23 protein-coding genes are annotated in these 22,082 nt (G+C 71.6%); 12 read left to right on the forward strand and 11 right to left on the reverse strand.

The annotated features are described in order from the left end of the window. Nucleotides 1-4 precede the first annotated feature (4 nt). The 9 genes from AC0N04_RS07260 (at nucleotide 5) to AC0N04_RS07300 (ending at nucleotide 9,362) form a co-directional block, all read left to right on the forward strand. On the forward strand, nucleotides 5-985 hold the full coding sequence (locus tag AC0N04_RS07260; protein WP_474280002.1) for a branched-chain amino acid ABC transporter permease: 981 nt from the start codon (nucleotides 5-7) through the stop codon (nucleotides 983-985). A gap of 2 nt (nucleotides 986-987) precedes the next feature. Then, complete coding sequence (locus AC0N04_RS07265; protein WP_474280004.1) at nucleotides 988-1,749, forward strand: ABC transporter ATP-binding protein; 762 nt, start codon at nucleotides 988-990, stop codon at nucleotides 1,747-1,749. 4 nt (nucleotides 1,750-1,753) lie between these two features. Next, nucleotides 1,754-2,506 (forward strand): ABC transporter ATP-binding protein, encoded by a 753-nt coding sequence (locus AC0N04_RS07270; RefSeq protein ID WP_474280006.1) that lies wholly within the window; start codon nucleotides 1,754-1,756, stop codon nucleotides 2,504-2,506. A 138-nt stretch (nucleotides 2,507-2,644) separates the two neighbouring features. Continuing rightward, nucleotides 2,645-3,775, forward strand: a complete 1,131-nt coding sequence (locus AC0N04_RS07275; protein WP_474280008.1) for a porin — start codon at nucleotides 2,645-2,647, stop codon at nucleotides 3,773-3,775. A gap of 170 nt (nucleotides 3,776-3,945) precedes the next feature. Next, complete coding sequence (locus tag AC0N04_RS07280; protein ID WP_474280010.1) at nucleotides 3,946-5,034, forward strand: Gfo/Idh/MocA family protein; 1,089 nt, start codon at nucleotides 3,946-3,948, stop codon at nucleotides 5,032-5,034. Continuing rightward, entirely contained in the window at nucleotides 5,031-5,930 is a 900-nt protein-coding gene (locus tag AC0N04_RS07285; RefSeq protein ID WP_474280013.1) for a 4-hydroxyphenylpyruvate dioxygenase, read from the forward strand. The genes AC0N04_RS07280 and AC0N04_RS07285 overlap by 4 nt, the downstream gene beginning before the upstream one ends. Before the next feature lie 13 nt (nucleotides 5,931-5,943). Further along, complete coding sequence (locus tag AC0N04_RS07290) at nucleotides 5,944-6,855, forward strand: sugar phosphate isomerase/epimerase family protein (protein ID WP_474280015.1); 912 nt, start codon at nucleotides 5,944-5,946, stop codon at nucleotides 6,853-6,855. Between the two features lie 45 nt (nucleotides 6,856-6,900). Beyond that, nucleotides 6,901-8,310 (forward strand): MFS transporter, encoded by a 1,410-nt coding sequence (locus tag AC0N04_RS07295; protein WP_474280017.1) that lies wholly within the window; start codon nucleotides 6,901-6,903, stop codon nucleotides 8,308-8,310. A gap of 11 nt (nucleotides 8,311-8,321) precedes the next feature. Next, a complete protein-coding gene (locus AC0N04_RS07300; RefSeq protein ID WP_474280019.1) occupies nucleotides 8,322-9,362 on the forward strand; it encodes a Gfo/Idh/MocA family protein in 1,041 nt (346 codons plus the stop codon). Nucleotides 9,363-9,405: 43 nt separating this feature from the next. On the opposite strand, the gene AC0N04_RS07305 is transcribed toward AC0N04_RS07300, so the two are convergent. Together AC0N04_RS07305 and AC0N04_RS07310 are read right to left on the reverse strand one after the other, a co-directional pair. Further along, nucleotides 9,406-10,236, reverse strand: a complete 831-nt coding sequence (locus tag AC0N04_RS07305; protein WP_474280021.1) for an amidohydrolase family protein — start codon at nucleotides 10,234-10,236, stop codon at nucleotides 9,406-9,408. Between the two features lie 67 nt (nucleotides 10,237-10,303). Continuing rightward, entirely contained in the window at nucleotides 10,304-11,155 is an 852-nt protein-coding gene (locus AC0N04_RS07310; protein ID WP_474280023.1) for a shikimate dehydrogenase family protein, read from the reverse strand. Nucleotides 11,156-11,369: 214 nt separating this feature from the next. Here AC0N04_RS07310 and AC0N04_RS07315 point away from each other — a divergent pair, with 214 nt between their 5' ends. Then, a complete protein-coding gene (locus AC0N04_RS07315) occupies nucleotides 11,370-12,293 on the forward strand; it encodes a LysR family transcriptional regulator (RefSeq protein ID WP_474280025.1) in 924 nt (307 codons plus the stop codon). 25 nt (nucleotides 12,294-12,318) lie between these two features. Here the strand turns inward: AC0N04_RS07315 and AC0N04_RS07320 are convergent, their stop codons facing one another. The 5 genes from AC0N04_RS07320 to AC0N04_RS07340 are packed head-to-tail and all read right to left on the reverse strand — an operon-like array spanning nucleotide 12,319 to nucleotide 18,157. After that, a complete protein-coding gene (locus AC0N04_RS07320) occupies nucleotides 12,319-13,140 on the reverse strand; it encodes a sugar phosphate isomerase/epimerase family protein (RefSeq protein ID WP_474280027.1) in 822 nt (273 codons plus the stop codon). 10 nt (nucleotides 13,141-13,150) lie between these two features. Then, complete coding sequence (locus tag AC0N04_RS07325; RefSeq protein ID WP_474280029.1) at nucleotides 13,151-13,777, reverse strand: NIPSNAP family protein; 627 nt, start codon at nucleotides 13,775-13,777, stop codon at nucleotides 13,151-13,153. Between the two features lie 20 nt (nucleotides 13,778-13,797). Then, entirely contained in the window at nucleotides 13,798-15,537 is a 1,740-nt protein-coding gene (locus tag AC0N04_RS07330; RefSeq protein ID WP_474280031.1) for an FAD-dependent oxidoreductase, read from the reverse strand. An 11-nt stretch (nucleotides 15,538-15,548) separates the two neighbouring features. Next, a complete protein-coding gene (locus AC0N04_RS07335; RefSeq protein ID WP_474280034.1) occupies nucleotides 15,549-16,382 on the reverse strand; it encodes a shikimate dehydrogenase family protein in 834 nt (277 codons plus the stop codon). 14 nt (nucleotides 16,383-16,396) lie between these two features. Then, nucleotides 16,397-18,157 (reverse strand): FAD-dependent oxidoreductase, encoded by a 1,761-nt coding sequence (locus tag AC0N04_RS07340; protein ID WP_474280036.1) that lies wholly within the window; start codon nucleotides 18,155-18,157, stop codon nucleotides 16,397-16,399. Between the two features lie 117 nt (nucleotides 18,158-18,274). Between AC0N04_RS07340 and AC0N04_RS07345 the strand changes: the two genes are divergently transcribed. Both AC0N04_RS07345 and AC0N04_RS07350 read left to right on the forward strand, forming a co-directional pair. After that, nucleotides 18,275-18,925: a TetR/AcrR family transcriptional regulator gene (locus AC0N04_RS07345; protein ID WP_474280038.1), complete on the forward strand. Its 651-nt coding sequence runs from the start codon at nucleotides 18,275-18,277 to the stop codon at nucleotides 18,923-18,925. Further along, nucleotides 18,922-19,110, forward strand: coding sequence for a hypothetical protein (locus tag AC0N04_RS07350; RefSeq protein ID WP_474280040.1), 189 nt, complete (start codon nucleotides 18,922-18,924; stop codon nucleotides 19,108-19,110). The genes AC0N04_RS07345 and AC0N04_RS07350 overlap by 4 nt, the downstream gene beginning before the upstream one ends. Here AC0N04_RS07350 and AC0N04_RS07355 read toward each other — a convergent pair. Genes AC0N04_RS07355 through AC0N04_RS07370 form a run of 4 tightly spaced genes read right to left on the reverse strand, consistent with a single transcriptional unit; the run spans nucleotide 19,067 to nucleotide 21,979 of the window. Beyond that, entirely contained in the window at nucleotides 19,067-19,648 is a 582-nt protein-coding gene (locus tag AC0N04_RS07355; protein ID WP_474280043.1) for a histidine phosphatase family protein, read from the reverse strand. The two genes, AC0N04_RS07350 and AC0N04_RS07355, sit on opposite strands and share 44 nt — an antisense overlap. Nucleotides 19,649-19,693: 45 nt before the next feature. Then, nucleotides 19,694-20,653, reverse strand: coding sequence for an AEC family transporter (locus tag AC0N04_RS07360; protein WP_474280045.1), 960 nt, complete (start codon nucleotides 20,651-20,653; stop codon nucleotides 19,694-19,696). 18 nt (nucleotides 20,654-20,671) lie between these two features. Beyond that, nucleotides 20,672-21,121 carry a type II 3-dehydroquinate dehydratase gene (gene aroQ, locus AC0N04_RS07365; protein WP_474280047.1) on the reverse strand — a complete coding sequence of 150 codons (450 nt, stop codon included), beginning with the start codon at nucleotides 21,119-21,121 and terminating at the stop codon, nucleotides 20,672-20,674. A gap of 24 nt (nucleotides 21,122-21,145) precedes the next feature. Next, nucleotides 21,146-21,979: a shikimate dehydrogenase family protein gene (locus tag AC0N04_RS07370; RefSeq protein ID WP_474280049.1), complete on the reverse strand. Its 834-nt coding sequence runs from the start codon at nucleotides 21,977-21,979 to the stop codon at nucleotides 21,146-21,148. Nucleotides 21,980-22,082: the final 103 nt, after the last annotated feature.

The following is a 22,082-nucleotide window of genomic DNA, read 5'->3' on the forward strand; positions in this document are numbered from 1 at the left end:
TGCCATGAAGATGCTCCCCAAGATCGCGATCGCAGCCACCGTGCTGCTGATGCTGGGTGCGCCGCCCCTGCTCAAGAGCTACGGCGTGTACCTGTTCACCTACTGGGTGGTGTTCACCATCGCCACGATGGGCCTGAACCTCACCGTCGGCTACGCCGGCCAGAAGTCGCTCGGCCACGCCGCCTTCCTGGGCATCGGCGCCTACACGGTGGCCATCCTGATGCACGCCGGCGTCAGCTTCTGGCTCGGCCTGCCGGTGGCGATGCTGCTGTGCTTCGTCATCGGCCTGCTGCTGGGCTTTCCGGCGCTGCGGGTGCAGACGATCTACCTGGCCTTCGCCACGCTGGGCTTCAACACCGCCGTCTGGCTGGTGATGCGCAACGAAGAGTGGCTGACCGGCGGCAGCTTCGGCATCAACGACATCGCGCGTCCGTCGCTGTTCGGCTTCGCGCTGGACGACGCGCTGGCCTACTACTACTTCGTGCTCGGCGTCGCGCTGGTGATGGGACTGCTGCTGTGGGGCCTGCTGCGCTCGCCCTGGGGCAAAGCCTTCACCGCGCTGCGCGACAACCCGATTCGCGCCGAGAGCCTGGGGCTGAACATCCGGCGCTACACGCTGCTGTCCTTCGCGATCGGCGCGGTCTATGCCGGCGTCGCCGGGGCCTTGTTCGCGTCGCTGGTGCAGTTCATCGAGCCGGCGCCGTTCGCGATCAGCGGCTCGATCATGATGTACCTGATGGTGGTGGTCGGCGGGCCCGGCTACTTCCTGGGCCCGCTGCTGGGCTCGGCGGTCGGCGTGCTGCTGCCCGAATGGCTGCGCTTCGCCCAGGCCTGGTACCTGTTCGCCTTCGGCTCGGCCGTGGTGCTGCTGATGCTGTGGCTGCCCGACGGCCTGCTGAGCCTGCCCAGCCGCATCGCCGCCCGCCGCCACGCCCGCGAGGCCTCGGCCGCGCGCCGGACGGCCGCTTCGCTCCAGAAAGGCTGACCATGACTGCGCCTTTGCTCAAAGTCACTGACCTGAAAAAGTCCTACGGCGCCATCCTGGCGGTGGGCGGCGTGTCGTTCGAGGTGATGCCCGGCGAGATCTTCGGCGTCATCGGGCCCAACGGCTCGGGCAAGACGACGATGTTCAACAGCGTGCTGGGCCAGATCACGCCCGACGCCGGCCGCATCGAACTCAATGGCCGCGACATCACCGGCCTGTCGCCGCTGCAGCTCAACCACCGCGGCGTCGGCCGCACCTTCCAGACGCTGCAGGTGTTCGGCAAGATGACGGTGCGCGACAACCTGATCGTCGCCGCCCAGGAACACCACGGCTCGATGTTCAGCCGCATGTTCGCGCCCGGCGATTCGGGCCTGGGCGCGAAGGCCGACGAGCTGATCGACCTGTTCCGCATCCGCCACGTGGCGCACAAGAAGGCTGGCGAGCTGAGCTATGGCCAGCAGAAGCTGGTCGACATCGCGATGGCCTTCATGAGCGACCCCGACCTGGTGCTGCTCGACGAGCCCTGCGCCGGGGTCAATCCCAGCCTGGTGGGCGGCATCAGCACCTTGCTCAAGACCCTGAACCAGACCCCGCGCTCGGACGGCAAGGCCAGCTCGTTCGTGGTGATCGAACACAACATGGACTTCGTGATGGAGCTGTGCCACCGCATCCTGGTGATGGTCGAGGGACAGGTGATGGCGGTCGGTACGCCGGCCGAGATTCGCGCCAACAAACAGGTGCTGGACGCCTATCTGGGGAACTAGTGCGATGAGCGACCACGCGATCGAATTCGACGATGTCGTCGCCGGCTACGGCGACTTCATGATTCTCAACAACCTGAGCTTCAAGGCCCGGCGCGGCGCGATCACGCTGCTGCTGGGCCCGAACGGCGCCGGCAAGTCGACCGTGCTGAAGACCTTGTTCGGCCTGCTGCGGGTGCGCCAGGGCCAGATCCGGCTCGACGGCCAGGACATCACCGGTGCGCCGGCCAAGGACCTGCTGGTCAAGCACGGCATCGCGTTCGTGCCCCAGGGCCGCAACCTGTTCGGCCAGCTCACGGTCTACCAGAACCTGGAACTCGGCGGCGTCACGCTGGGCATGAAGACGACCCACGAGCGCATCCCCGGCGTGCTGGACCAGTTTCCGCGCGTCAAGGAACGCCTGCACAGCCAGGCGTCGGCGCTGTCGGGCGGCGAGCAGAAGCAGCTGGAGATCGCCCGCGCGCTGCTGATCCGGCCCAAGGTGGTGCTGATCGACGAACCCTCGATCGGCCTGAGTCCGCTGGTGGTGGCCGACGTCTTCCGCCTGCTGCGCCAGCTGGCCCAGCAGGGCACCACCGTGCTGATGGTGGAACAGAACGTCAAGAGCGCGCTGAAGATCGCCGACGAGGCGATCGCGCTCGAATCGGGCCGCCGCGTGCTGCAGAAGCCGGCCGACGAATTGCTCAACGACCCCCACATCGAGCGCCTTTTCCTGGGCGGCGCGCACGCCGCGGCGCAACCGGCCACCGCACCGCCCTGACCTGAATCCTTCTGCCCCGCCGTGCCGCCGGCGACCCTCCGTGGTCGCCGGTGCCGGCGCAGCCTTGCCGCCGCCCGGGCGTCCCCGAGTTCCCCACCCTGCTGCACCGCAGCCCAACCCAGAGAAACGGAGACAGACATGTCGATCAAACCCACCCACCTGGCCCTCGCCGCCGCCGCCCTGTGCTGCGCCGGTGTCGCACAAGCGCAAAGCAGCGTGACCGTCTACGGCTCGTTCGACGAATACCTGAACTACATGCACAGCACCTCGGGCGCATCGGTCAAGGCGCTCGAGGACGGCGCGCTGCTGCGCAGCCGCCTGGGCTTCCGCGGCGTCGAGGACCTGGGCGCCGGCTACGCGGCCAAGTTCAACCTCGAAGCCGGCCTGTACGGCACCTCGGGCGCCGCCGCCGACGGCTCGCGCGCCTGGGACCGCCAGGCCTGGGTCGGCATGGCCACGCCGTACGGCGAATTCCGCGCCGGCCGCCAGAACGGCTCGATCTTCTTCAAGGGCGACTACATCGACTACACCAGCCGCACGCTGGGCTCGATCGTCAACAGCTTCGGCGTGCCGTCGCGCTACGACAGCGATCTGTCCTACCAGTCGCCGCGCATCGCCGGCGTGCAGGTCGACGCCCACGTGGCGCTGGCCGGCACCCCCGCCGGCCTGCTCAGCCAGGCGGTCTATCAAGGCAGTGTCGACTACCTGACCGGACCGTTCCGCGTCGGCTACGCCGGCCTGCGCGGCAAGGCCCCGTCGGCGGCGACCTACGGCGCCAGCGTGGTCTACGACAACCTGTACGCCAACTACGACTACGGCCGGGGCAAGGTCTACCTGGTCTACATCCGCAGCAACAACAGCGCGCCGTCGGGCAGCGGTGCCACGCTGATCAACAACGGCGGCACGGTGCTGGGCAACGTCGGCGGCGTGGTGGCCGGGACCAATCCGGCGGTCAACACGATGTACCACATCGTGCAGGCCTCGGTGGACTACCGCGTCTCGCCGCAGCTGCGCGTGGGCACGCTGTGGGGCCACATCACCGACACCTCGGGGGCCGGCCATGATGCCTCGGGCGGTTCGATCGGCGCGTACTACGACCTGTCCAAGCGCACCACGCTGCTGGCCCTGGTCGACACTTTGCGCAACGGCACCAACGCCGGCTTCCGCCTGGCCGGCTCGGCCGCGCTGAACCCGCAGTTCGGCAATGCCGCCGACGTCAACGGCCGCACCATCACCGGCGTCCAGACCGGCATCGTCCATCGCTTCTGAAGCACGACGCTTCCTGCGCGAGCCCGCCGCGGCGAAGCCGGCGCGGCGGGCCGGCACCGAAGCATGACCGCTTGGAGAGCCCGTGAACCTGCCCGGCAGGTTCCGTTTGCGGTGGCGCGGTCACCCGGCTGCGCCACCCTTTTTCAGCATTCATTGCAAGCCTCCCGTCCATGATCCACATCGCCCTGCTGGGGGCCGGCCTGATCGGCATCGAGCATGCCCGCCGCATCGCCGCGTCGCCGAACTGCGGCCTGCACAGCGTGGTCGACCCAGGCCCGGCCGCCGACACCTTGGCCGCCGAGCATGGCGTGCCGACGCACCGCTCGCTGGACGGCTTGCTGGCCGGGCCGCTGCCCGATGCCGCCATCATCGCGACCCCCAACGACCTGCACGTCGACCATGCGCTGGCGCTGATCCGCCGCGGCGTGCCGGTGCTGGTCGAGAAGCCGGTGGCCCACACGCTGGCGGCCGGGCAGGCGCTGGTGGACGCCGTGGACACCACCGGCGTGCCGGTGCTGGTGGGGCACCACCGCCGCCACAGCGCGGCCCTGCACCTCGCCCATCAGCGCATCCAGGCCGGCGCGCTGGGCCGCCTGGTGGCGGTCAGCGCCACCGTGCTGTTCCACAAGCCCGCCGCCTACTTCGAGGTCGACTGGCGCCGGCGTGCCGGTGGCGGGCCGATCCTGATCAACCTGGTCCACGAGATCGACACCCTGCGCTGGCTGGCGGGCGACGTGGTGGCGGTGCAGGCGCGCGCGTCGAGCGCGGTGCGCGGCCACGAGGTCGAGGACACCGCCGCCATCGTGCTCGAATTCGCCAGCGGCGCGCTCGGCACGCTGGTGCTGTCCGACACCGCCGCCGCGGTGCGCAGCTGGGAGCAGACCGGCGGCGAGAACCCGGCCTACGCCCGCGACGCCAGCCAGGACTGCCTGTTCCTGGCGGGCACCGAGGGCTCGCTGGCGGTGCCCACGATGACCCAGTGGCGCGCCCAGGGGCCCGCCTCGTGGACCGTGCCGATGCGCAAGGAGGTGCTGCCGACCCCGCCGCTGGACCCGCTGCAGCGGCAGATCGACCATTTCTGCGACGTGGTCGGCGGCCGCGCCGTGCCCCTGGTCAGCGCGGCCGATGCGCTGGCCAGCCTGCGCGTCACCCTCGCGGTGCGCGACGCTGCCCGCAGCGGACGCAGAATCACCATCCCGGCACTCGACCGTGCGCAACGCGCGGTGCTGGAACCCCCAACCGACGAGACCCCCCCATGAGCCAGTCTTCTCCGCTTGCCCGCGAAACCCTCGGCGAGATGCCCAACCCGCTCGGGCTGCAAGGCGTCGAATTCATCGAATACACGACCGCCCGGCCGCAGGCCCTGGGCCAGCAGCTCGAACGCATGGGGTTCCGGCCGGTGGCCCGCCACCGCTCGCGCGAAGTGCTGCTCTACCGCCAGGGCGAGATGAACATCATCGTCAACGCCCACCGCGAGCAGGACGGCCAGGCACGGGCCGGCCTGCCGGCGCTGGGCGATGCGCCGGCGATCGCGGCGGTGGCCTTCCGGGTGCGCGACGCGGCCGACGCCTACCAGCGCGTGCTGTCGCTCGGCGCCTGGGCGGTGCCGACGCGGGTCGAGGTGATGGAGCTGAACATCCCGGCCATCCACGGCGTGGGCAACAGCCGGATCTACTTCGTCGACCGCTGGCGCGAGTTCTCGATCTACGACGTCGACTTCGTGCCCATCCCCACGGTCGACACCCGCCCGCCCGCGCTCGCCGGCCTGCACCTGTTCGGCCTGGTGCAGTACATCGGTTTCGAGCGCCTGGCCGACTGGGTCGCGTTCTACGGCGAGCTGTTCGGCTTCTCCGAATTGCCGGCCGACCAGAGCTTCGGCGTGCTCACCGAAGGCCGCATCCTGGCCAGCCCGTGCGGCACGCTGTACTGGCAGCTGATCGAGCCGGCGCCCGACGCGCTGGACGTGGACACCGAGGAGCTGCTGGAACGCGTGGCCTTCGGCACCGCCGACGTGCTGGGCACCGTGACGCTGCTGCGCGCGCGCGGCGTCGAATTCGTCGAATCGAACAGCGGCGTGCACAGCGACCAGCGCGGCGCGCTGACCCGCGCCGAGCCCGGCGGCGTCAGCTTCGAGCTGGTGCTGGACCCGCGTTGAACCGGACCTTGCCATGAACCCTTCCGCCATGAAAACCAGCGCGCACGTCGCCGATTTCGGCATGGACACCATCACCCTGGCCGGCCCGCTGGAGGCCAGGCTGCAGGCGGTGAAGCAGGCCGGCTTCGGCCAGATCATGCTGGCGGCGCGCGACCTCGTCGGCCATCCGCAGGGCATCGAAGCCGCCGTGGCCGCCGTCAAGGCCAGCGGGCTGCGCGTCACCGGCTTCCAGGTGTTGCGCGATTTCGAGGGCCTGGACGGCCACCTGCACGCCTACAAGGTCGACGTCGCCAAGCAGATGATCCTGATGGCGCGCGCGCTCGGCGCCAAGGTGCTGCTGGCCTGCAGCTCGACCTCGCAACACGCCGCCGGCGACCTGGACGCGATCGCGCGCGATCTGCGCAAGCTGGCGATGCTGGCGCTGCCGCACGGCATCAAGGTGGCGTTCGAAGGCCTGTCCTGGGGCCGCCACATCAACGAGGTGCACCAGGCCTGGGAAGCGGTCGAGCTGGCCGACTGCCCCAACCTCGGGCTGGGCATCGACTCGTACCACATCTTCGCCACCAACACCGCGCTGGAACTGCTGGACGACATCGATCCGGCCAAGATCTACCTGGTGCAGCTGGCCGACTTCATGTGGCAGGAGACCCGCACGCCGCAGGAGCGCATGGACACCGCGCGCCACTTCCGCGTCTTCCCCGGCGAGGGCGTGCACAGCCAGGCGCTGGCTGCGCTGGTGCGCAAGCTCGACGCGCTGGGCTACCGCGGCGACTACAGCTTCGAAGTCTTCAACGACGACTACCAGCAACTGCCGCTGCCCTACGTGGCCGAGCGGGCGCACGCCAGCGCGCTGTGGCTGGCCGAAGGCGTGCTGCGCCGCTCGGTGCCCCTGCCGGGCGCGATGCGGCTGCGCGCCGTGGGTTGAGTCCGGGCCCCTGCCCGCACCGCCCCCAAACCAGGAGAGACCCTCATGAACACGACCGACCACGCCGAACCCCACGGCACCCATCAAGCCAGGAAAGCCACGGCCAGTGGCTGGATCGGTTCGGTGCTCGAGTATTACGACTTCTTCATCTACGCCACCGCCGCGTCGCTGATCTTCCCGCAGCTGTTCTTCCCGGCGGGCGATCCCAAGCTGGCGATCATCGCGTCGCTGGCGACCTACGGCGTCGGCTATGTCGCGCGGCCGATCGGCGCCTTCGTGCTGGGCCACTGGGGCGACACGCACGGCCGCAAGAACGTGCTGATCCTGTGCATGTTCATGATGGGTGCATCGACCATGGCGGTGGGCCTGCTGCCCACCTACGCCCAGGTCGGCATGCTGGCGCCGGCGCTGCTGGTGGTGTTGCGTCTGGTGCAGGGCTTCGCGGTTGCGGGCGAGATCTCGGGCGCCAGCTCGATGATCCTGGAGCACGCCCCGTTCGGCCGGCGCGGCTTCTTCGCCAGCTTCACGCTGCAAGGCGTGCAGGCCGGCCAGATCCTGGCTGCCGCGGTGTTCCTGCCGCTGGCCGCCTGGCTGCCCAAGGACGCGTTCAACAGCTGGGGCTGGCGCGTGCCGTTCCTGCTCAGCTTCGTGGTCATCCTGATTGGCTACTACATTCGCCGCGAGGTCGAGGAGACCCCCGCCTTCGCCGAGGAGGACGAGCAGGGCAAGCTGCCGCGCGCGCCGGTGGTGCAGGCCTTCACCGAAAGCGGCCCCGACATGCTGCGCGTGGTCTGCATGTCGCTGATGAACGTCATCCCGGTGGTGGCGACGATCTTCGGCGCCGCCTATGCGGTGCAGCCGGGCTACGGCATCGGCTTCGACAAGGCGGTCTACCTGTGGATCCCGGTGCTGGGCAACCTGCTGGCGGTGGTGGTGATCCCGTTCGTCGGCAACTGGTCCGACAAGATCGGCCGGCGCAAGCCGATGATCGCCGGCGCGCTGGGTTCGGGCCTGCTGTCCTTCGGCTACCTGTATGCCATCAGCATCCACAGCGTCGGGCTGGCCATCGTCATGTCGCTGCTGATGTGGGGCGTGGTCTACCAGGGCTACAACGCGATCTTCCCGAGCTTCTACCCCGAGCTGTTCCCGACCCGCAGCCGGGTCTCGGCGATGGCGATCTCGCAGAACGTCGGCACCCTGATCACGGCGCTGATGCCGGCGATGTTCGCCGCCGTCGCGCCGCCGGGGGCCGCCAACATCCCGTTCGTCGTCGGCGCGATCACGCTGCTGGTGACGATCGTGGCCGCCGCCGCCGCCTGGTCGGCGCGCGAGACCTACCGCATCCACATGAACGACCTGGGCCGGCTCGGCGCCGTGCCGGTGCCCAAGGCCGAATACGACCGCCTGCGCGCCCGCTCGCTGCTCGACGGCAACGGCTCGAAGCTGTTCACCTGAGGGCCGCCCGCATGGCCGCCTCACGCCCCGCCCTGCGCATCGGCATCCTCGGCTGCGCCCACATCGCGCGCCAGTTCGTCCGCGACGTCGCGCCCAGCCCGGCGGTGCGGGTGGTGGCGGCGGCCAGCCGCCAGCTCGCCACCGTCCAGGCCTTCGCCGCGGCGCTGGGCATCGCCCGCGCGCACGGCAGCTACGAGGCCTTGCTGGCCGATCCCGAGGTCGATGCGATCTACCTGCCGCTGCCCAACAGCCTGCACGCCGAATGGGCGATCGAGGCGGCGCGCCACGGCAAGCACGTGCTGTGCGAGAAGCCGCTGGCACTGGGCCGCGAGCAGGCCCAGGCGATGTTCGCCGCCGCCGAACGGCATGGCGTGATGCTGCTCGAATCCTTCCCCTACTATTTCCAGCCGCAGACCGGCGACCTGCTGGCCCTGCTGCACGGCGGTGCGATCGGTCGCGTGCGCTCGGTGCAGGCCAGCTTCGGCTTCACGCTGGCCCGGCCGCAGGGCAACATCCGCCTGCAGCCCGAGCTGGGCGGCGGCGCGCTGCTGGACGCCGGCAGCTACCCGCTGAGCCTGATCCGCCTGGCGATGGGCGAGGCGCCGCGACGGGTCGCCGCCAGCGCCAGCTGGACCGAGTCCGGCGTCGACCTCAGCCTGATGGCCACGCTCGAATACGCCGACGGCCGGCGCGCCCAGCTCTCGTGCGCGATGGACACCGCCAACCACCGCCGCGCCACCATCGTGGGCAGCCAGGGCACGATCGAGACCGAATACCTGAACCACACCGCTGCGCCCGGCCAGGCCGATCCGCGCGGCTTCCTGCCCAGCCAGCTGCGGGTGCGCCGCGGCACGGCCAACACGGTGCCGTTCGAGGAAATCCACTCTGGCGTCGGCAGCGGCTTTCGCTTCGCCGCCGAGGCGTTCGCCCGGGTCGTGGCCGCGGGCGACGTGGCGGCGATCCAGCGTGCCGCCCAGGCCAGCGTCGACAACGCCGCGACGCTGGAGGCGCTGGCGCGCAGCGCCCGCCTGGGGCATCCGGTCGAGGTCTGAAGCGCGGCGCCGGCCCCGGTGCGGCGGGCCGGCCGGGCCGGCTTCAGGGCGCGAACTTCAGCAGGCGGCAGGGCGTGTCCCAGAACAGGCGGCGCCGGTCGGCGGCGTCCGGCAGCCGCTGCTCCATCCAGCGCAGCAGCGGGCCGATGTCCACCCGCTCGGTGGCCTTGAGGAAGGGCCAGTCGGAGGCCCACAGGCAGTGGTCCAGCGTGTAGGCCTCGATCAGCGCGTCGACGAACGGCCGCGCGTCGGCGAAGGGCCAGCCGCCGGCCGAGAACTTCTGCAGGCCCGACAGCTTGACCGCCGCCCGCCCGCTGCGCGCCAGCGACAGCACGGCCTGGAAGCCGGCCTGCGCCAGCCCGCGCGCCGGGTCGGGCCGGCCGCAGTGGTCCACCAGGATGCGGGCGCCGCTGTCCAGGATCCAGGGCGCGAGTTCGACCATCTGATCGTCCTGCACCTGGACCTGCACGAACATGTCCAGGTCCGCCAGCCGGCGCATCAGCGGGCGGGCGCCGGCGTAATGCGCCACGCCGTGCAGGCTGGGGTTGAAGGCCACGCCCACCACGCCCTGGGCGCGCAGGGCCAGCAAGGTCTCGGTCGACGCGTCGTTGGGCACCACGGCGATGCCCTTGAAGCGCCCGCCGCTGGCCGCCAGCGCGTCGAGCAGGCAGCGGTTGTCCTCGCCGTAGCCGGAGTTGGGCCCGACGATCAAGGCGTGCCGGATGCCGTACGCGTCCATCACCGCCTGGTGCTGCTGGCGGCTGCCGATCTCCTGCCCGCTCGGACGGTAGCTCGTGCCCGGCGCGTAGGCGAAGCGGGCCGGGTCGAGGATGTGGTTGTGGCAGTCGATCTTGTCTTCGTCGAACAGGCTCATCGCCGACTCCGGCTGGGCCGGGAGACCCCGGCCGCTGGCATCCGTCGCTCGCGAGGGCGGGCGCGGCTCATTGGGGGTAGAGCAGGTTGCGCACCTCGCCCAGGTCCTGCTGCAGCAGCTCGGCCAGCGCCGGCATGCCGAAGAAGCGCAGGTACTCGGGCACCTGCTGCACCAGCATCTCGAAGCCCGCGTGGGCGGCCAGGCCGCGCTCGCGGCAGGCGCGCAACAGCGGCGTCGGCTCGCGGGTCATGATGATGTCGACCACCGCGGCGCCGGGATCGACGCGCGCCGGATCGAACGGCAGGGCGTCCTGCGGCGACAGGCCCTGCGAGGTGCAGTTGACGATCAGGTCGTAGCCGGCCGGGTCGTCGCCTGCGGCGGCGCTGGCCGCGATGCCGAAGCTCGACGCCAGGCGCTCCGCCAGCACGCGGGCCTTGTCGACCGACCGGTTGGCGATCGCCAGCCGGGCCGGCCGGCGCTGGGCCAGCGCGGCGGCCACCGCCTGGCCACCGCCGCCTGCGCCGACGACCAGCACCGAGCGTCCCGCCACGGCGATGCCGAAATGGTCCAGTCCCTTGACGAAGCCGGTGCCGTCGAACAGCGCGCCTTCCAGGCCGCCGGCGGGCGAGCGCCGGACCGCGTTGACGGCCTGGGCGACCTGGGCCACCGGGTCGCAGACCGACATCAGCGCCTGCATCGCGCCCTTGTGCGGGATGGTCACCCAGAAGCCGCCCAGGTTCTCGGCCGCGAAGGCGTTGCGGACGAAATCCGCCAGCTGGGCCGGCGGCACCTTGACCGGGACGAGCACCGCGTCCACGCCATGGCGCGCGAAGAGGTGGTTGTAGACCTCGGGCGCGCGCACCTGCGCGACCGGGTCGCCGACGATCATGAACACGCGCGTCTTGCCAGTGATGGCCATCTCAAGTCTCCTGCTGGTCCTGGTTCAGAAATCCGGGTCGGGGCCCGGCCGCGCGACGAGGCGCCTGGGGGTGCCGGCGCGCTGCGTGGACGCGGGCCGGCGAGGCACTGCGCTTGATCTGGCGCAACACGACGGGGCGCAGTCTAGGGACAGGCGCTGCGGTCGAGAAGATGCGCTGCAGCCCGGCGCGATAACGTCTGGTTATCATGCCGGGATGGTCATCAAGCTGGCGGCACTCAGGGCCCTGATCACGGCCATCGACACCGGGAGCTTGCGCAACGCGGCGCGCGCGCTGGACTGTTCGCAACCGGCGCTGACCAAGATGGTGCGCGAGCTCGAACGCGAGGTCGGCGCGCCGCTGCTGGAGCGCTCGACCACCGGGGTGATTCCCACCGCGCAGGGCAAGATCCTGCATGCCCGCGGCCTGGCCGCCACGCGCGAACTCGACGAGGCGGTCCAGCAGATCGGCCAGTTGGGGGGCAAGATGGTCGGCGAGCTGAGCGTCGGCGCCGTGCCGCTGGCCTTGCTGCTGCTGGTCCCCGAAGCCGTCCGCACCTTCGGCCGCGAATTTCCCGCGATGATGCTGGAGCTGCGCGAGGAGCTGTACCTCGGGCAACTGAGCCTGCTGCGCCAACGCGAGGTCGACCTGGTCGTCGGCCCGGTTCCCGACCATCTGCCGGCCGGCGAGATCCACGTCGACGCGCTGATGCCGATCGAGATGGTCGTGGTGGTCGGGCGCGGCCATCCGAAGGCGCGCTGCCGCTCGCTCCGGCAGATGGCCGATGCGCGCTGGGTCTACACCAGCGCCATCGGGCATGCGGGCTACGTCAAGAGCCTGTTCGAGCGGCACGGCCTGACGCCCCCGGCACCGGCGGCGATCGTCAACTCGACGCTGGGCCTGATGGCGCTGATCAGCCGCGGCGACTGCGCCGGCCTGATGCCGCTGCCGATCGCGACCCATCCCGCCGCCGCGCCCTACCTGAGCATCGTGCCGATCAAGGAAGGGCCGCTGACGCTGACGCTCGGGGCGATGGCGCTCGCCCCGACCCTGCTCAAGCCGGCGGTGCGACATTTCGTCGCCCACCTCCATCGCGCGGCCGGCCACGTGGCCGTGACCCGCCCGCTGATCGGGCTGTGAACGCGCCGCCGGGGCGGGGCCACCCTCACGGGTGGGCACGGCGCCAGGCCTCGATCGACAACACGCGCGCCTGGCGCGCCCAGGCGACGGCACTGGCGGCGGCGCGCGGCGGGTTGGGGATCTCGACGCTCAGCGGCAGATCGGCCGGCAGCGCGGCCAGCAGCTCGGCCACCGCGATGCCGCCTTCGCCGGGCAGCAGCCGCGCCTCGCGCGCACAGTGGATGCGCTCGGCCACGGTGGCCGGGATCTCGGTGGGCGCGTCGCACACCTGCGCGTAATGCAGCCAGTCGCGCGGCAGCGCGGCGACCTGCGCGAGCGTGCTGTCGGAACGCGCGAAATGAAGCGCATCCACCAGCAGGCCGGCGTTGGCCGGCCGGCCAGCGGCCTCGATCAGCGCGGTGGCGGCGGGCAGGTCGCGGGTCGCCGTCCAGGGCATGAACTCCAGGTCGGCGCTGAGGCCGAACGGCCGCGCCGCCTCGCACAGCCGGGCGAAGGCCTCGGCACAGCGCGGCAGGTGCGCGTCTTCGCCGCTGACCAGCATGGCGCGCGCGCCCAGCAGCGCCCCGACCTCGAAGAAAGGCAGCAGCGGGCCGACCTCGAAGCCCTCGACGAGGCGGATGATCTCGAGGTCGAACACCGTCACCCCGGTGTCGCGGATGCGCGCCAGCGTCTCCTGCCGCATCGCGGCGTCGGTCATCAGCGGGTATGACGGCCCGGTTGGCGACGAGGGCAGCAGGCGCAGCCCGACGTGCTGGTAGCCGGCCTCGGCCGCCACGCCGATCAATTGCGGCGGCGGCAAGCCGAGCAGCGTGAGGTGGGCCAGCGAGACGGGCGGCGGGGGCGTCATGGGGCGATCCTCACTTCAGCGGCGACACGGCGGTGGGCAGGTAGATGCCCGACTTCATCGCCGGCATCAGCCAGGCCGGTCCGCCCACCGGCGGCCAGACGCCGCGCCTGACCGCCTCGGCGCGCGTGGCCGAGCGCTCGTTCAGGTCGCGGCAGGGCCAGATGTGGGTGATGCGCGGCGTGCCATCCAGCGCATACATCGCGATCGTGCAGGGCGAGACTTCGCAGCGCGCCGGCAAGGCCTTTTCCCAGGCGTCCAGCGTGGGTTGCAGGCCGCCGGTCTTGAGCTCGTAGCTGCGGATCTCGTAGATCGGGCCCAGCGCGGCCGGCTCCACCGGCGCCAGCCACGGGAACGGGGCGTAGCTCTGCAGGCTGAGGTGGGTGAGGTGGTCGGCGCAGCCGAACGGATCGGCCGCCAGCAAGGTGCGGCGGCGCTCGGCGTTCAGCGCGGCCTCGGTCTCGAAGCCGCGCAGCACCAGCACCTCGTTCAGGTCGCCGATGTCGGCGAACCAGCAGCCCAGCAGGCGGCCGCCCGCGTCGGGGTGGTTGGCGTACTCGGCGATGGCCGCGGCGGCGGCCGGCGTGGTGCCCAGGCGCAGCTGCAGCGTGGCGATTTCGTAGACGGGGGTCGAGGGCATGGGGTGTCCTGGAAAGAGGATCAGGGGGCGGGGTTCGGGGCGCTGCCGGCGGGCCGGCCGGCAGCGCTGTGGGCGGCGAGGTAGCCGAAGGTCATCGCCGGCCCCAGCGTGATGCCGCCGCTGGGGTAGCGGCCGCCCATCACGCTGGCGGCGTCGTTGCCGCAGGCCCAGAGGCCGGCGATCGGGGTGCCCTGGCCGTCGAGCACGCGGGCTTGCGCGTCGGTGCGCAGGCCGGCGAAGGTGCCCAGGCTGCCGGGCACGATCTTCACCGCGTAGAACGGCGCCTGCAGCAGCGGCGCGACGCAGGGGTTGGGCGTGTTCGCGGCGTCGCCGTTGACGCGGTTGTAGGCGCTGCGGCCGCGGCCGAAGGCGGGGTCCTCGCCGCGCTCTGCCGCGCGGTTGTAGGCCGCCACCGTGGCATCCAGGGCGGCGGCGTCGATGCCGCAGGCCCGGGCCAGCTCGGCAAGGGTGCGGCCGCGCAACAGGTAGCCCGAACGCAGCGAGGCCCCCAGCGGCACCGGCGCCGGCCGCGCATGGCCCAGGCCGTAGCGGCGGATGAAGCGGTGGTCGCACAGCAGCCAGGCTTCGACGGGCTCGCCGGCCGGCGTGGCGGCGAACAGCGCCGACATCAGGTCGTAATAGGAGTCGGCCTCGTTCGCGAAGCGCCGGCCCTGGCGCGTGACCGCGATCAGCCCCGGCTTGGCGCGCTCGATCAGGTGCGGGAAATGGCCCACGCTGCCGTCGGCGCGGCGCACCCGGCTCACGGGCGCCCAGGCGCCGGCCGCGGCGAGGTCCTCGGCCACCGCGGCGCCCACCGCCTCGCCCAGGCGCAGGCCGTCGCCGGTGTTGGCGGGCGGCGCGGCCGAATGGTGCTCGGCGCCGGTCGGCGCATGCGCGAAGAGCCGGGCGATGCGCTCGCGGTCGTGCGGGAAACCGCCGCAGGCCAGCACCACGCCGCACCGGGCGTGGACGGTCAACGCGCCCTGCGGTGTGCGCAGCACGGCACCCACCACGCGGCCCCCTTGCAGCAGCAAGCGCTCCACGGGCGACGACACCTGCAGGCTCACGCCCCGGTCCAGCGCCGAGCGGAGCAGGCCGGCCACCAGCGCATTGCCGTTGACCAGCTGGGTGCCGCGGCCGTGCACCAGGCGCTGCACGCCGTGCCGCAGCACGCGTTTCGCGACGTGGACGAAGGACGACCAGGACCGTGTCGCGTTCATGAAATGGCGCAGATCCGATCCGCTGGCGATGCCCATGCCCCACAGCGAGATCAGGTCCAGCGGCGGGCGCAGCTGCTGCAGGTGCCGGCCCAGACGGCGGCCGTCGAACGGCGCGGCGCACACCGAGCGACCGCCGCGGGCGGCGCCGGGGCTGTCGCCGTGGAAGTCGGGGATGCCGTTGCCATCGATGAAGGCCAGCGCGCTGTGGCGCTGGAAGAACTCGATCATCTGCGGGCCGTGTTCCAGGAAGGCGTCGACGCGCTCCGCGTCGAAGTGCGCGCCCAGCTCGTGGCGCAGGTAGCGGCGGGGCGCCTCCGGGTCTTCGGCGATGCCGGCGGCGCGCGCTAGCGGATTGCGCGGGATCCACAGCCAGCCGCCCGACCAGGCGGTGGTGCCGCCGAACTGCGCCGCCTTCTCGGCCACCTCCACGTCGAGACCCAGCGCGGCCGCGGTGACCGCGGTGGACAGGCCGGCCGCGCCCGAGCCGACCACCAGCAGGTCCACGGTCCGGGTCGCGAGGGGGGCGGGTGCCGCGTTCATCGCAGGTCGATTCAGCGCAGCCGGGCCGCGTCGGACGCCAGCGGGCCTTCAGCGAGCAGGAAGTCGACCATGCGTTCGCAGACCGCCGCGAACATGCCGGCGCCGACCTGGGTCCGGCAGCCCTTGCCGCGGGCGATCTGCAGCAGCGGCGTGACCGCGGGCAGGGTGATGACGTCGCCGACGAACATGTCGCCGGTGAGCCGGCTGGCGTCCACCGGCAACGCGTCGCCGTCGCGCATCCCGGCCGGCGTGGCGTTGAACACCAGGTCGAAGCCCGTCGGATCGGCGTTGCCGGCGCGCACCCGGGCGCCGTAGCGGCTCTGCAGCCGGGCGATCAAGGCGTCGCGCTTTGCAGGGTCGCCGTCGTGCAGCGCCAGCGCGCTCACGCCGGCTTCCAGCAAGGCCTGCGCGATCGCGGAGCCGGCGCCGCCGGCACCCACCAGCAGCGCCCGCCGGCCCTCGGGCACGCAGCCGGCCTCGCGCTGGGCTTCGACGAAGCCCAGGCCGTCGGCGTGGTCGCCATGCCAGCTGCCGTCGGCGTTGCGGCGGATCACGTTGACGCCGCCGAGGAAGTGCGCGCGCTCGGTGGCGGTGGCGCACAGCGCGTAGGCGTCCAGCTTGTGCGGCACGGTGACGATCATGCCGTCGACGTTGCGGGCCAGGCTCAGGCCGGCGACGCAGGCCTTCAGGTCGGCCGGGCGGGCATGCAGGGGCACCACCACGGCGTTGCAGCCGCGGTCGATCAGGCGCTGGGTCACGCCCGACGGCGATTTCACCTGGGCGATCGGGTCACCGATGATGACGATGACGCGGGTCGCGCCGCTGAGGGTGTCGGCAATGTTCATGGCGAGGGGTTCTTTCACGAGGAAGTCGGGGCGGCGGACCGGGCGCGTGCCGACGCGTCGCGCGCGGCGAGCGAGCCGAACACCATGCCCGGGCCGATCGTGATGCCGGGCCCGGGATAGGCGCCGCCCATGATGGACTGCATGTCGTTGCCGACGGCGTAGAGGCCGGCGAGGGCCTGGCCGCGCTCGTCCAGCACGCGGGCTCGGGCGTCGGTGACCAGGCCGGCGGCGGCGCCGATGTCGCCCGGGTAGAGCTTGACCGCGTAGAACGGGGCGGTCCGCAGCGCGCCCAGCGTCGGGTTGGGGATGCCGCGGCGGGCATCGCCCAGGTTGCGCTGGTAGGCCGTGCTGCCGCGCTGGAACTCAGCGTCCACGCCGTGCTCGGCGAAGCCGTTCAGCGCCGCCACGCTGGCCTGCAGCCCGCCGGCATCGATGCCGAGTTGCCGCGCCAGCGCGTCCAGGCTGTCGGCCCGGGTCAGGTAGCCGTCGGCCAGGTAGGGCGCCAGACCCTTGCCGCCCGGGCGCACCATCCCGATGCCGTAGCGCCTGAGCGCGTCGGCGTCGCAGATCAGGTAGGCCGGGATGCTCGGCGAGCCCGCGTGCGCCGCCTGCATCGCCAGGCCGAAGCGGTGGTACGAGCTGCTTTCGTTGACGAAGCGACGCCCGGCCGCGTTGACGGCGATGAAGCCCGGCTTGGCGCGGTCCATCACGAAGTGGGGAAAGACGGCCGTGCTGCCGTCGGCACGCTGGCGCTTGGACACCGGCGCCCAGAACGCCGGCGTCGGCCCGCCCGCGCCGAAGCGCGCGCCCAGGCGCTCGGCCAGCACCTGCGCTTGGCCGGTGTGCCCCGGCGCGCCGGGGCACCCTTCGGCGGCCAGGCCGGGCAGCCATTGCGCGCGGCGCTGCGGGTGGCGGTTGAAGCCGCCGCTGGCCAGCACCACGCCGCCGCGCACGCGGAGGGTCCGCTGCACGCCGTGCTGCGCCACGGTGATGCGGTCGACCCCGGCCGGGCCGGCCTGCAGCGCCACCACCGAGGCCTGCATCGCCAGCGAGGCGTTGGCGTGCCGGGACAGCGAATACAGCAGCCGCGCGACCAGTGCGTTGCCCATCACCAGCCGGGTGCCGCGCGGGTGGCTGAGCCGGTCCAGCGCGTGGCGGGCGAGGATCTTCGCCGAATGCACCAGCGAGCCCAGCGAGCGCGTCATGCCCAGCAGGTGGTTGATGTCGCTGCGGTCCACCATCATGCCGCCCAGCACCGTGAACTCGGGGATGGGCGGGCGGATCAACGCGAACAGCGGGCCCAGCCGCCGGCCGTCGAACGGCAGCGGCTCCAGCGCGCGGCCCTGCAGCGTCGCGCCGGGCTGGTCCGACTCGTAGTCGGGGTGCAGCGGGTAAGGGCGGTAATGGACCTCGGTGTCGGTCTCCAGGCGCTCCACCGCCTGCGCGCCGTGGTCCAGGAAGGCCTGGCGCAGCGCGGCGTCGGAGGCGTCGCCCACCACCGCGTCCAGGTAGCGCTGCGCGTCGGCCAGGCGGTCGGCCGGGTTGACCGTCGCCGCGTGGCGCGAGAGCGGCACCCAGGTGGTGCCGGCCGACCAGGCCGTGGTGCCGCCGACGAAGTCGGTGTGCTCCAGCAGCAGCACCCGGGCGCCTTCGAGCGCGCCGAACAGCGCGGCCGACAGGCCCGCACCGCCGGCGCCGACCACCACCAGGTCGAAAGAATCGTCACCCTCGGGCAGCGAGGCCAGGTTGATCAGCATGCGCGCGCTTTTCGTCATCGTGGTCGGATATTAATTCCCTATTTGGTGAATTGCAAGTCGATACCAATCGCTGACGAGCCGAATCTGTGGCGGGACGGTCTGGCACAATTCACCTGAAAGAGAATTTCAACGACCATGCCCCGCCCGCCCGCCGCCCCGTCCCCCGAGCCGCGCACCCGCGATGCCGAGCGCTCGCGCCGGGCCATCCTGGATGCCGCGCGCCAGGCCTTTGCCGAGCACGGGCTGGGCGGCACGCGGCTCGACGACGTGGCCCAGCGTGCCGGGGTCGACAAGCGCCTCGTCTACTACTATTTCCAGAACAAGGACACGCTGTTCCTGGCCGCGCTGGAAGACGTTTATGCCGGCATCCGCAGCGCCGAGGAAGCGCTGAACCTGGGCGCGCTCCCGCCCAGGGAGGCGATCGCCCGGCTGATCGACTTCACCTGGCAGTACTACCTGGACCACCCCGAGTTCATCGCGCTGATCAACAGCGAGAACCTGCATCGCGCCGAGCACCTGGCGCGCTCCACGCGCATCCTGGAGATGAACTCGCCGCTGATCGCCACGCTGGGCGAGGTGCTGGAGCGCGGCCGCGCCGAAGGCCAGTTCCGCGGCGGCGTGGATCCGGCGCAGCTCTACATCTCGATCGCCGGGCTGACCTATTTCTATCTGTCGAACCGGCACACCTTGTCGGTCATCTTCGGCCGCCCGGCCGATGCGCCCAAGGCGCTGGCCGAGCGCATTTCGCATGTGCGCGAGGTGATCCTGGGCTACCTGCTCCGATGAGCGCGCTGCGGGTGATGGTGCTGTGGGCGCGCTACGCGTTCCAGGTCGCTGTCACCGCGGTCCGCGCGCGATCGCGGCACGGTGCGACGCTGCTGCCGGGCATCGCCGGCGTCGCGTTCTGCGGCGCCCTGGGCACCTGGCTCACCGCGCACGAGGCGCGGCCCGCGCGCCCGGCACCTGCCTGACCAGGAACTGCGCATTGCCCAGGCGCGGTGCGACAAAGAACTCGGATTCGGACAGGCCATCCATCAGGTAGCGCAGCGCGCGGATCACGAAGCCATGCACGCACAGCAGCAGCACCTCGCCGGCGTGGCGGGACTGCAAGTCTTCCAACGCGTCGCCGACCCGCTGCACGACCTCGCGGGTGCTTTCGCCTTCGGGCGGCGGCAGGTCCCAGGCGGTCATCACGCCGGCCTGCCACAGCGCCGGGAAGCGCTCGGCCACCTCGTCGGCGGTCAGCCCCTCGAAGACGCCGAAGTCGCGTTCGCGCAGCGCCGGCACCACCTCCACCGCCAGGCCGCGCGAGCCGGCCACCGTCTGCGCGGTCTGCAGCGCGCGCTGCAGGGGCGAGCTGACGATGCGGGTGATGTCGTCCGGCAGCGCGGCGGCCAGCGCCTGGGCCTGCGCCAGGCCGCTGGCGTTCAGCGCCGCGTCGCTGCGACCCTGGTAGCGCTCGTCGATGTTGAGATCGGTCTCGCCGTGGCGGGCCAGATAGAGTTTCATCGTTCCGAGGATAGCGGTCCCGCGCTGCCGGCGATCACGGCTCGGCTACGGCGCGGCCAGCCAGGCCGGCGGCATCAGCGCCACCAAGGCGCTGACGGTGACGAAGGACAGCAGCGTCGCTGCCAGCAGCGCGGCGGCGCTGAAGCGCTCGTGGCCATGACGCTGCGCCAGCACCGGGTAGATGCTGAGCATGGGCATCGCCGCGAACAGCACCGCGGCGCCGCGCAGCGGCGCGGGCACCGGTGCGATCAGGACGCCCACCACCGCCAAGCCGGCGAGCACGGCCAGCGGATGCAGCAGAAGCTTGCCGCAGGCCACCATCGCCAGTTCGCTGCGCAGGCCGTCCAGGCGCAGGCCGACCAGCGAGCCGCCGATCACGATCAGCGCGGTCGGCGGTGCGGCGCCCGCAGCCAGGCTCACCGCCTTGTCCAGCATCACCGGGATCGGCAGCGCCAGCGCCGACACCGCCAGGCCGCCGACGATGGCCAGGATCATCGGGTTGCGGACCAGGCCCCGGCCGGTGGCCCGCAAGACCTGCGCCGCGCTCTGCTGTCCGCCTTGCGCGTCGGACAGGATCAGGCCGAGCGGGATGACCAGCAGGTTCTCGACCAGCTGCACCAGCGCCAGCGCCAGGCCGGCGCTCGGGCCGATGAGTTGCTGGACGATGGGGTAGCCGACGAAAGCGCTGTTGGACGCGGCCGAGCCCATGCCCTGCATCGCCGCCAGCGACAACGGCCGGCCCAGCACCTGGCGCGAGAACAGCAGCACGGTGAACAGCGATGCCAGCGAGCCTCCCGCGTAGGCCAGCAGGTAGTTCCAGTGCAGCACCTCGCGGATCGGCAGGTGCACCAGGGTGCGCAACAGCAGCGCCGGGATGCAGAACTGCACGACGAAGCGGCCCAGCACCCGCATGTCGGCCTGGGCCAGCACGCCCAGGCGCACCAGCAGATAGCCGGCGGCAATCAGCAGGTAGATCGGACCGGTGACGTTGAGGACGTTCGGCATCGCGACGCGTGCCGGGAGTCAGCGCGCCGCGGCGTTCACGGCCGAGACGGCCGCGCGCAGCGCCAGCAGGTAGCTGTCGACGCCGAAGCCGCAGATCTGGCCGCGCACGATCTCGGCCAGCACCGAGTGGTGTCGGAAGGCCTCGCGGGCATGAATGTTGGACATGTGCAGTTCCACCACCGGGCAGGTGAGGATGGCCAGCGCGTCGCGGATGCCGTAGCTGTAGTGGGTCCAGGCGCCGGCGTTGATCAGCACCGCGTCCACGCCGTCGGTGTAGCCCTGGTGGATGCGCTCGACCATCTCGCGCTCGGAGTTGGTCTGGAAGCTGTCGACCTCGGCGCCGAGCTCGCGGCCCAGGGCCTGCAGGCGGGCGTCGATCTCGGCCAGCGTGATCGTGCCGTACTGCGCCGGGTCGCGCTTGCCGAACATGTTGTGGTTGATGCCGTGCAGCATCAGGATCTGGGTCATGGCGGGGTTCCGTAAAGGGTCGGGTCAATAGGTGATCTGAGCGACCGCGCGCAGTTCGTCCGGCGTGGCGGTGCCGAAGCCGAAGAACTCCAGGTAGGCCGGAATCATCTCGAACAACATGTCGGTGCCCATCTGGATCGGGCAGCCCTGGGCCTGCGCGGCGGCGAGCAGCGGCGTGATGGCCTGGCGCATCACCACCTCGCCGACGAAGGTGCCGGGGGCCACGCGGTCCATGTCGAAGGGCAACGGGTCGCCATCGGCCATGCCCAGCGGCGTGGCGTTGACGATCAGGTCCTGGCCGGCCGGATCGTTCGAGCCGGTGCGGGTCTTGAGCTGCGGGTAATGACGGTTCAGACGCGACGCCAGCGCGTCGGACGACGCCGAGACGTGGTCGAACAAGCTCATCTCGGCCACGCCGGCGGCCGCCAGCGACGCCGCGATGGCCGAGCCGACGCCGCCGTTGCCCGAGACCAGCACGCGTTTGCCCTGCAGCGCGAAGCCCTTGCGCAGCACGCCGCGCACGAAGCCGGCGCCGTCGAACTGGTCACCCAGCAGCGAGCCGTCGGGCCGCAGCAGGATCGCGTTGCAGGCCCCCGCCACCTGGGCGGTGGGGGTGAGCTCGTCCACCAGCGCCAGCGTGCTGACCTTGTGCGGCATGGTCACCAGCGCGCCGCGCAGGTTGGTGAACTTGCGCAACGCGGCGATCGTGGCGGCATAGTCGTCGGCCTTCACGCCCATCGGCACCACCACGGCGTCGATGCCCTGGCGTTCGAACCAGGGGTTGTAGATCATCGGCGCCTTGAAAGCCGCCGTCGGGTAGCCCAGGTGCGCGATGAGGGTGGTCTTGCCGGTGATCATGATGAAGCCTCACAAAGACCGGTTGGACGCCGTCTTGGCGTCACCGGTGCGGACCCATTATGTACCGAATGGTACATTTTTGACACGACGATCCGGAGCGATC

This window comes from Ideonella sp. sgz306126, from assembly GCF_056032705.1.

What these genes read in the sequence shown, in the direction of transcription:
- AC0N04_RS07260 (WP_474280002.1), top strand. Translation starts at nt 5, where the DNA reads ATGAAGATGCTCCCCAAGATCGCGATCGCAGCCACCGTGCTGCTGATG.
- AC0N04_RS07265 (WP_474280004.1), top strand. Translation starts at nt 988, where the DNA reads ATGACTGCGCCTTTGCTCAAAGTCACTGACCTGAAAAAGTCCTACGGC.
- AC0N04_RS07270 (WP_474280006.1), top strand. Translation starts at nt 1,754, where the DNA reads ATGAGCGACCACGCGATCGAATTCGACGATGTCGTCGCCGGCTACGGC.
- AC0N04_RS07275 (WP_474280008.1), top strand. Translation starts at nt 2,645, where the DNA reads ATGTCGATCAAACCCACCCACCTGGCCCTCGCCGCCGCCGCCCTGTGC.
- AC0N04_RS07280 (WP_474280010.1), top strand. Translation starts at nt 3,946, where the DNA reads ATGATCCACATCGCCCTGCTGGGGGCCGGCCTGATCGGCATCGAGCAT.
- AC0N04_RS07285 (WP_474280013.1), top strand. Translation starts at nt 5,031, where the DNA reads ATGAGCCAGTCTTCTCCGCTTGCCCGCGAAACCCTCGGCGAGATGCCC.
- AC0N04_RS07290 (WP_474280015.1), top strand. Translation starts at nt 5,944, where the DNA reads ATGAACCCTTCCGCCATGAAAACCAGCGCGCACGTCGCCGATTTCGGC.
- AC0N04_RS07295 (WP_474280017.1), top strand. Translation starts at nt 6,901, where the DNA reads ATGAACACGACCGACCACGCCGAACCCCACGGCACCCATCAAGCCAGG.
- AC0N04_RS07300 (WP_474280019.1), top strand. Translation starts at nt 8,322, where the DNA reads ATGGCCGCCTCACGCCCCGCCCTGCGCATCGGCATCCTCGGCTGCGCC.
- AC0N04_RS07305 (WP_474280021.1), bottom strand. Translation starts at nt 10,236, where the DNA reads ATGAGCCTGTTCGACGAAGACAAGATCGACTGCCACAACCACATCCTC.
- AC0N04_RS07310 (WP_474280023.1), bottom strand. Translation starts at nt 11,155, where the DNA reads ATGGCCATCACTGGCAAGACGCGCGTGTTCATGATCGTCGGCGACCCG.
- AC0N04_RS07315 (WP_474280025.1), top strand. Translation starts at nt 11,370, where the DNA reads ATGGTCATCAAGCTGGCGGCACTCAGGGCCCTGATCACGGCCATCGAC.
- AC0N04_RS07320 (WP_474280027.1), bottom strand. Translation starts at nt 13,140, where the DNA reads ATGACGCCCCCGCCGCCCGTCTCGCTGGCCCACCTCACGCTGCTCGGC.
- AC0N04_RS07325 (WP_474280029.1), bottom strand. Translation starts at nt 13,777, where the DNA reads ATGCCCTCGACCCCCGTCTACGAAATCGCCACGCTGCAGCTGCGCCTG.
- AC0N04_RS07330 (WP_474280031.1), bottom strand. Translation starts at nt 15,537, where the DNA reads ATGAACGCGGCACCCGCCCCCCTCGCGACCCGGACCGTGGACCTGCTG.
- AC0N04_RS07335 (WP_474280034.1), bottom strand. Translation starts at nt 16,382, where the DNA reads ATGAACATTGCCGACACCCTCAGCGGCGCGACCCGCGTCATCGTCATC.
- AC0N04_RS07340 (WP_474280036.1), bottom strand. Translation starts at nt 18,157, where the DNA reads ATGACGAAAAGCGCGCGCATGCTGATCAACCTGGCCTCGCTGCCCGAG.
- AC0N04_RS07345 (WP_474280038.1), top strand. Translation starts at nt 18,275, where the DNA reads ATGCCCCGCCCGCCCGCCGCCCCGTCCCCCGAGCCGCGCACCCGCGAT.
- AC0N04_RS07350 (WP_474280040.1), top strand. Translation starts at nt 18,922, where the DNA reads ATGAGCGCGCTGCGGGTGATGGTGCTGTGGGCGCGCTACGCGTTCCAG.
- AC0N04_RS07355 (WP_474280043.1), bottom strand. Translation starts at nt 19,648, where the DNA reads ATGAAACTCTATCTGGCCCGCCACGGCGAGACCGATCTCAACATCGAC.
- AC0N04_RS07360 (WP_474280045.1), bottom strand. Translation starts at nt 20,653, where the DNA reads ATGCCGAACGTCCTCAACGTCACCGGTCCGATCTACCTGCTGATTGCC.
- aroQ (WP_474280047.1), bottom strand. Translation starts at nt 21,121, where the DNA reads ATGACCCAGATCCTGATGCTGCACGGCATCAACCACAACATGTTCGGC.
- AC0N04_RS07370 (WP_474280049.1), bottom strand. Translation starts at nt 21,979, where the DNA reads ATGATCACCGGCAAGACCACCCTCATCGCGCACCTGGGCTACCCGACG.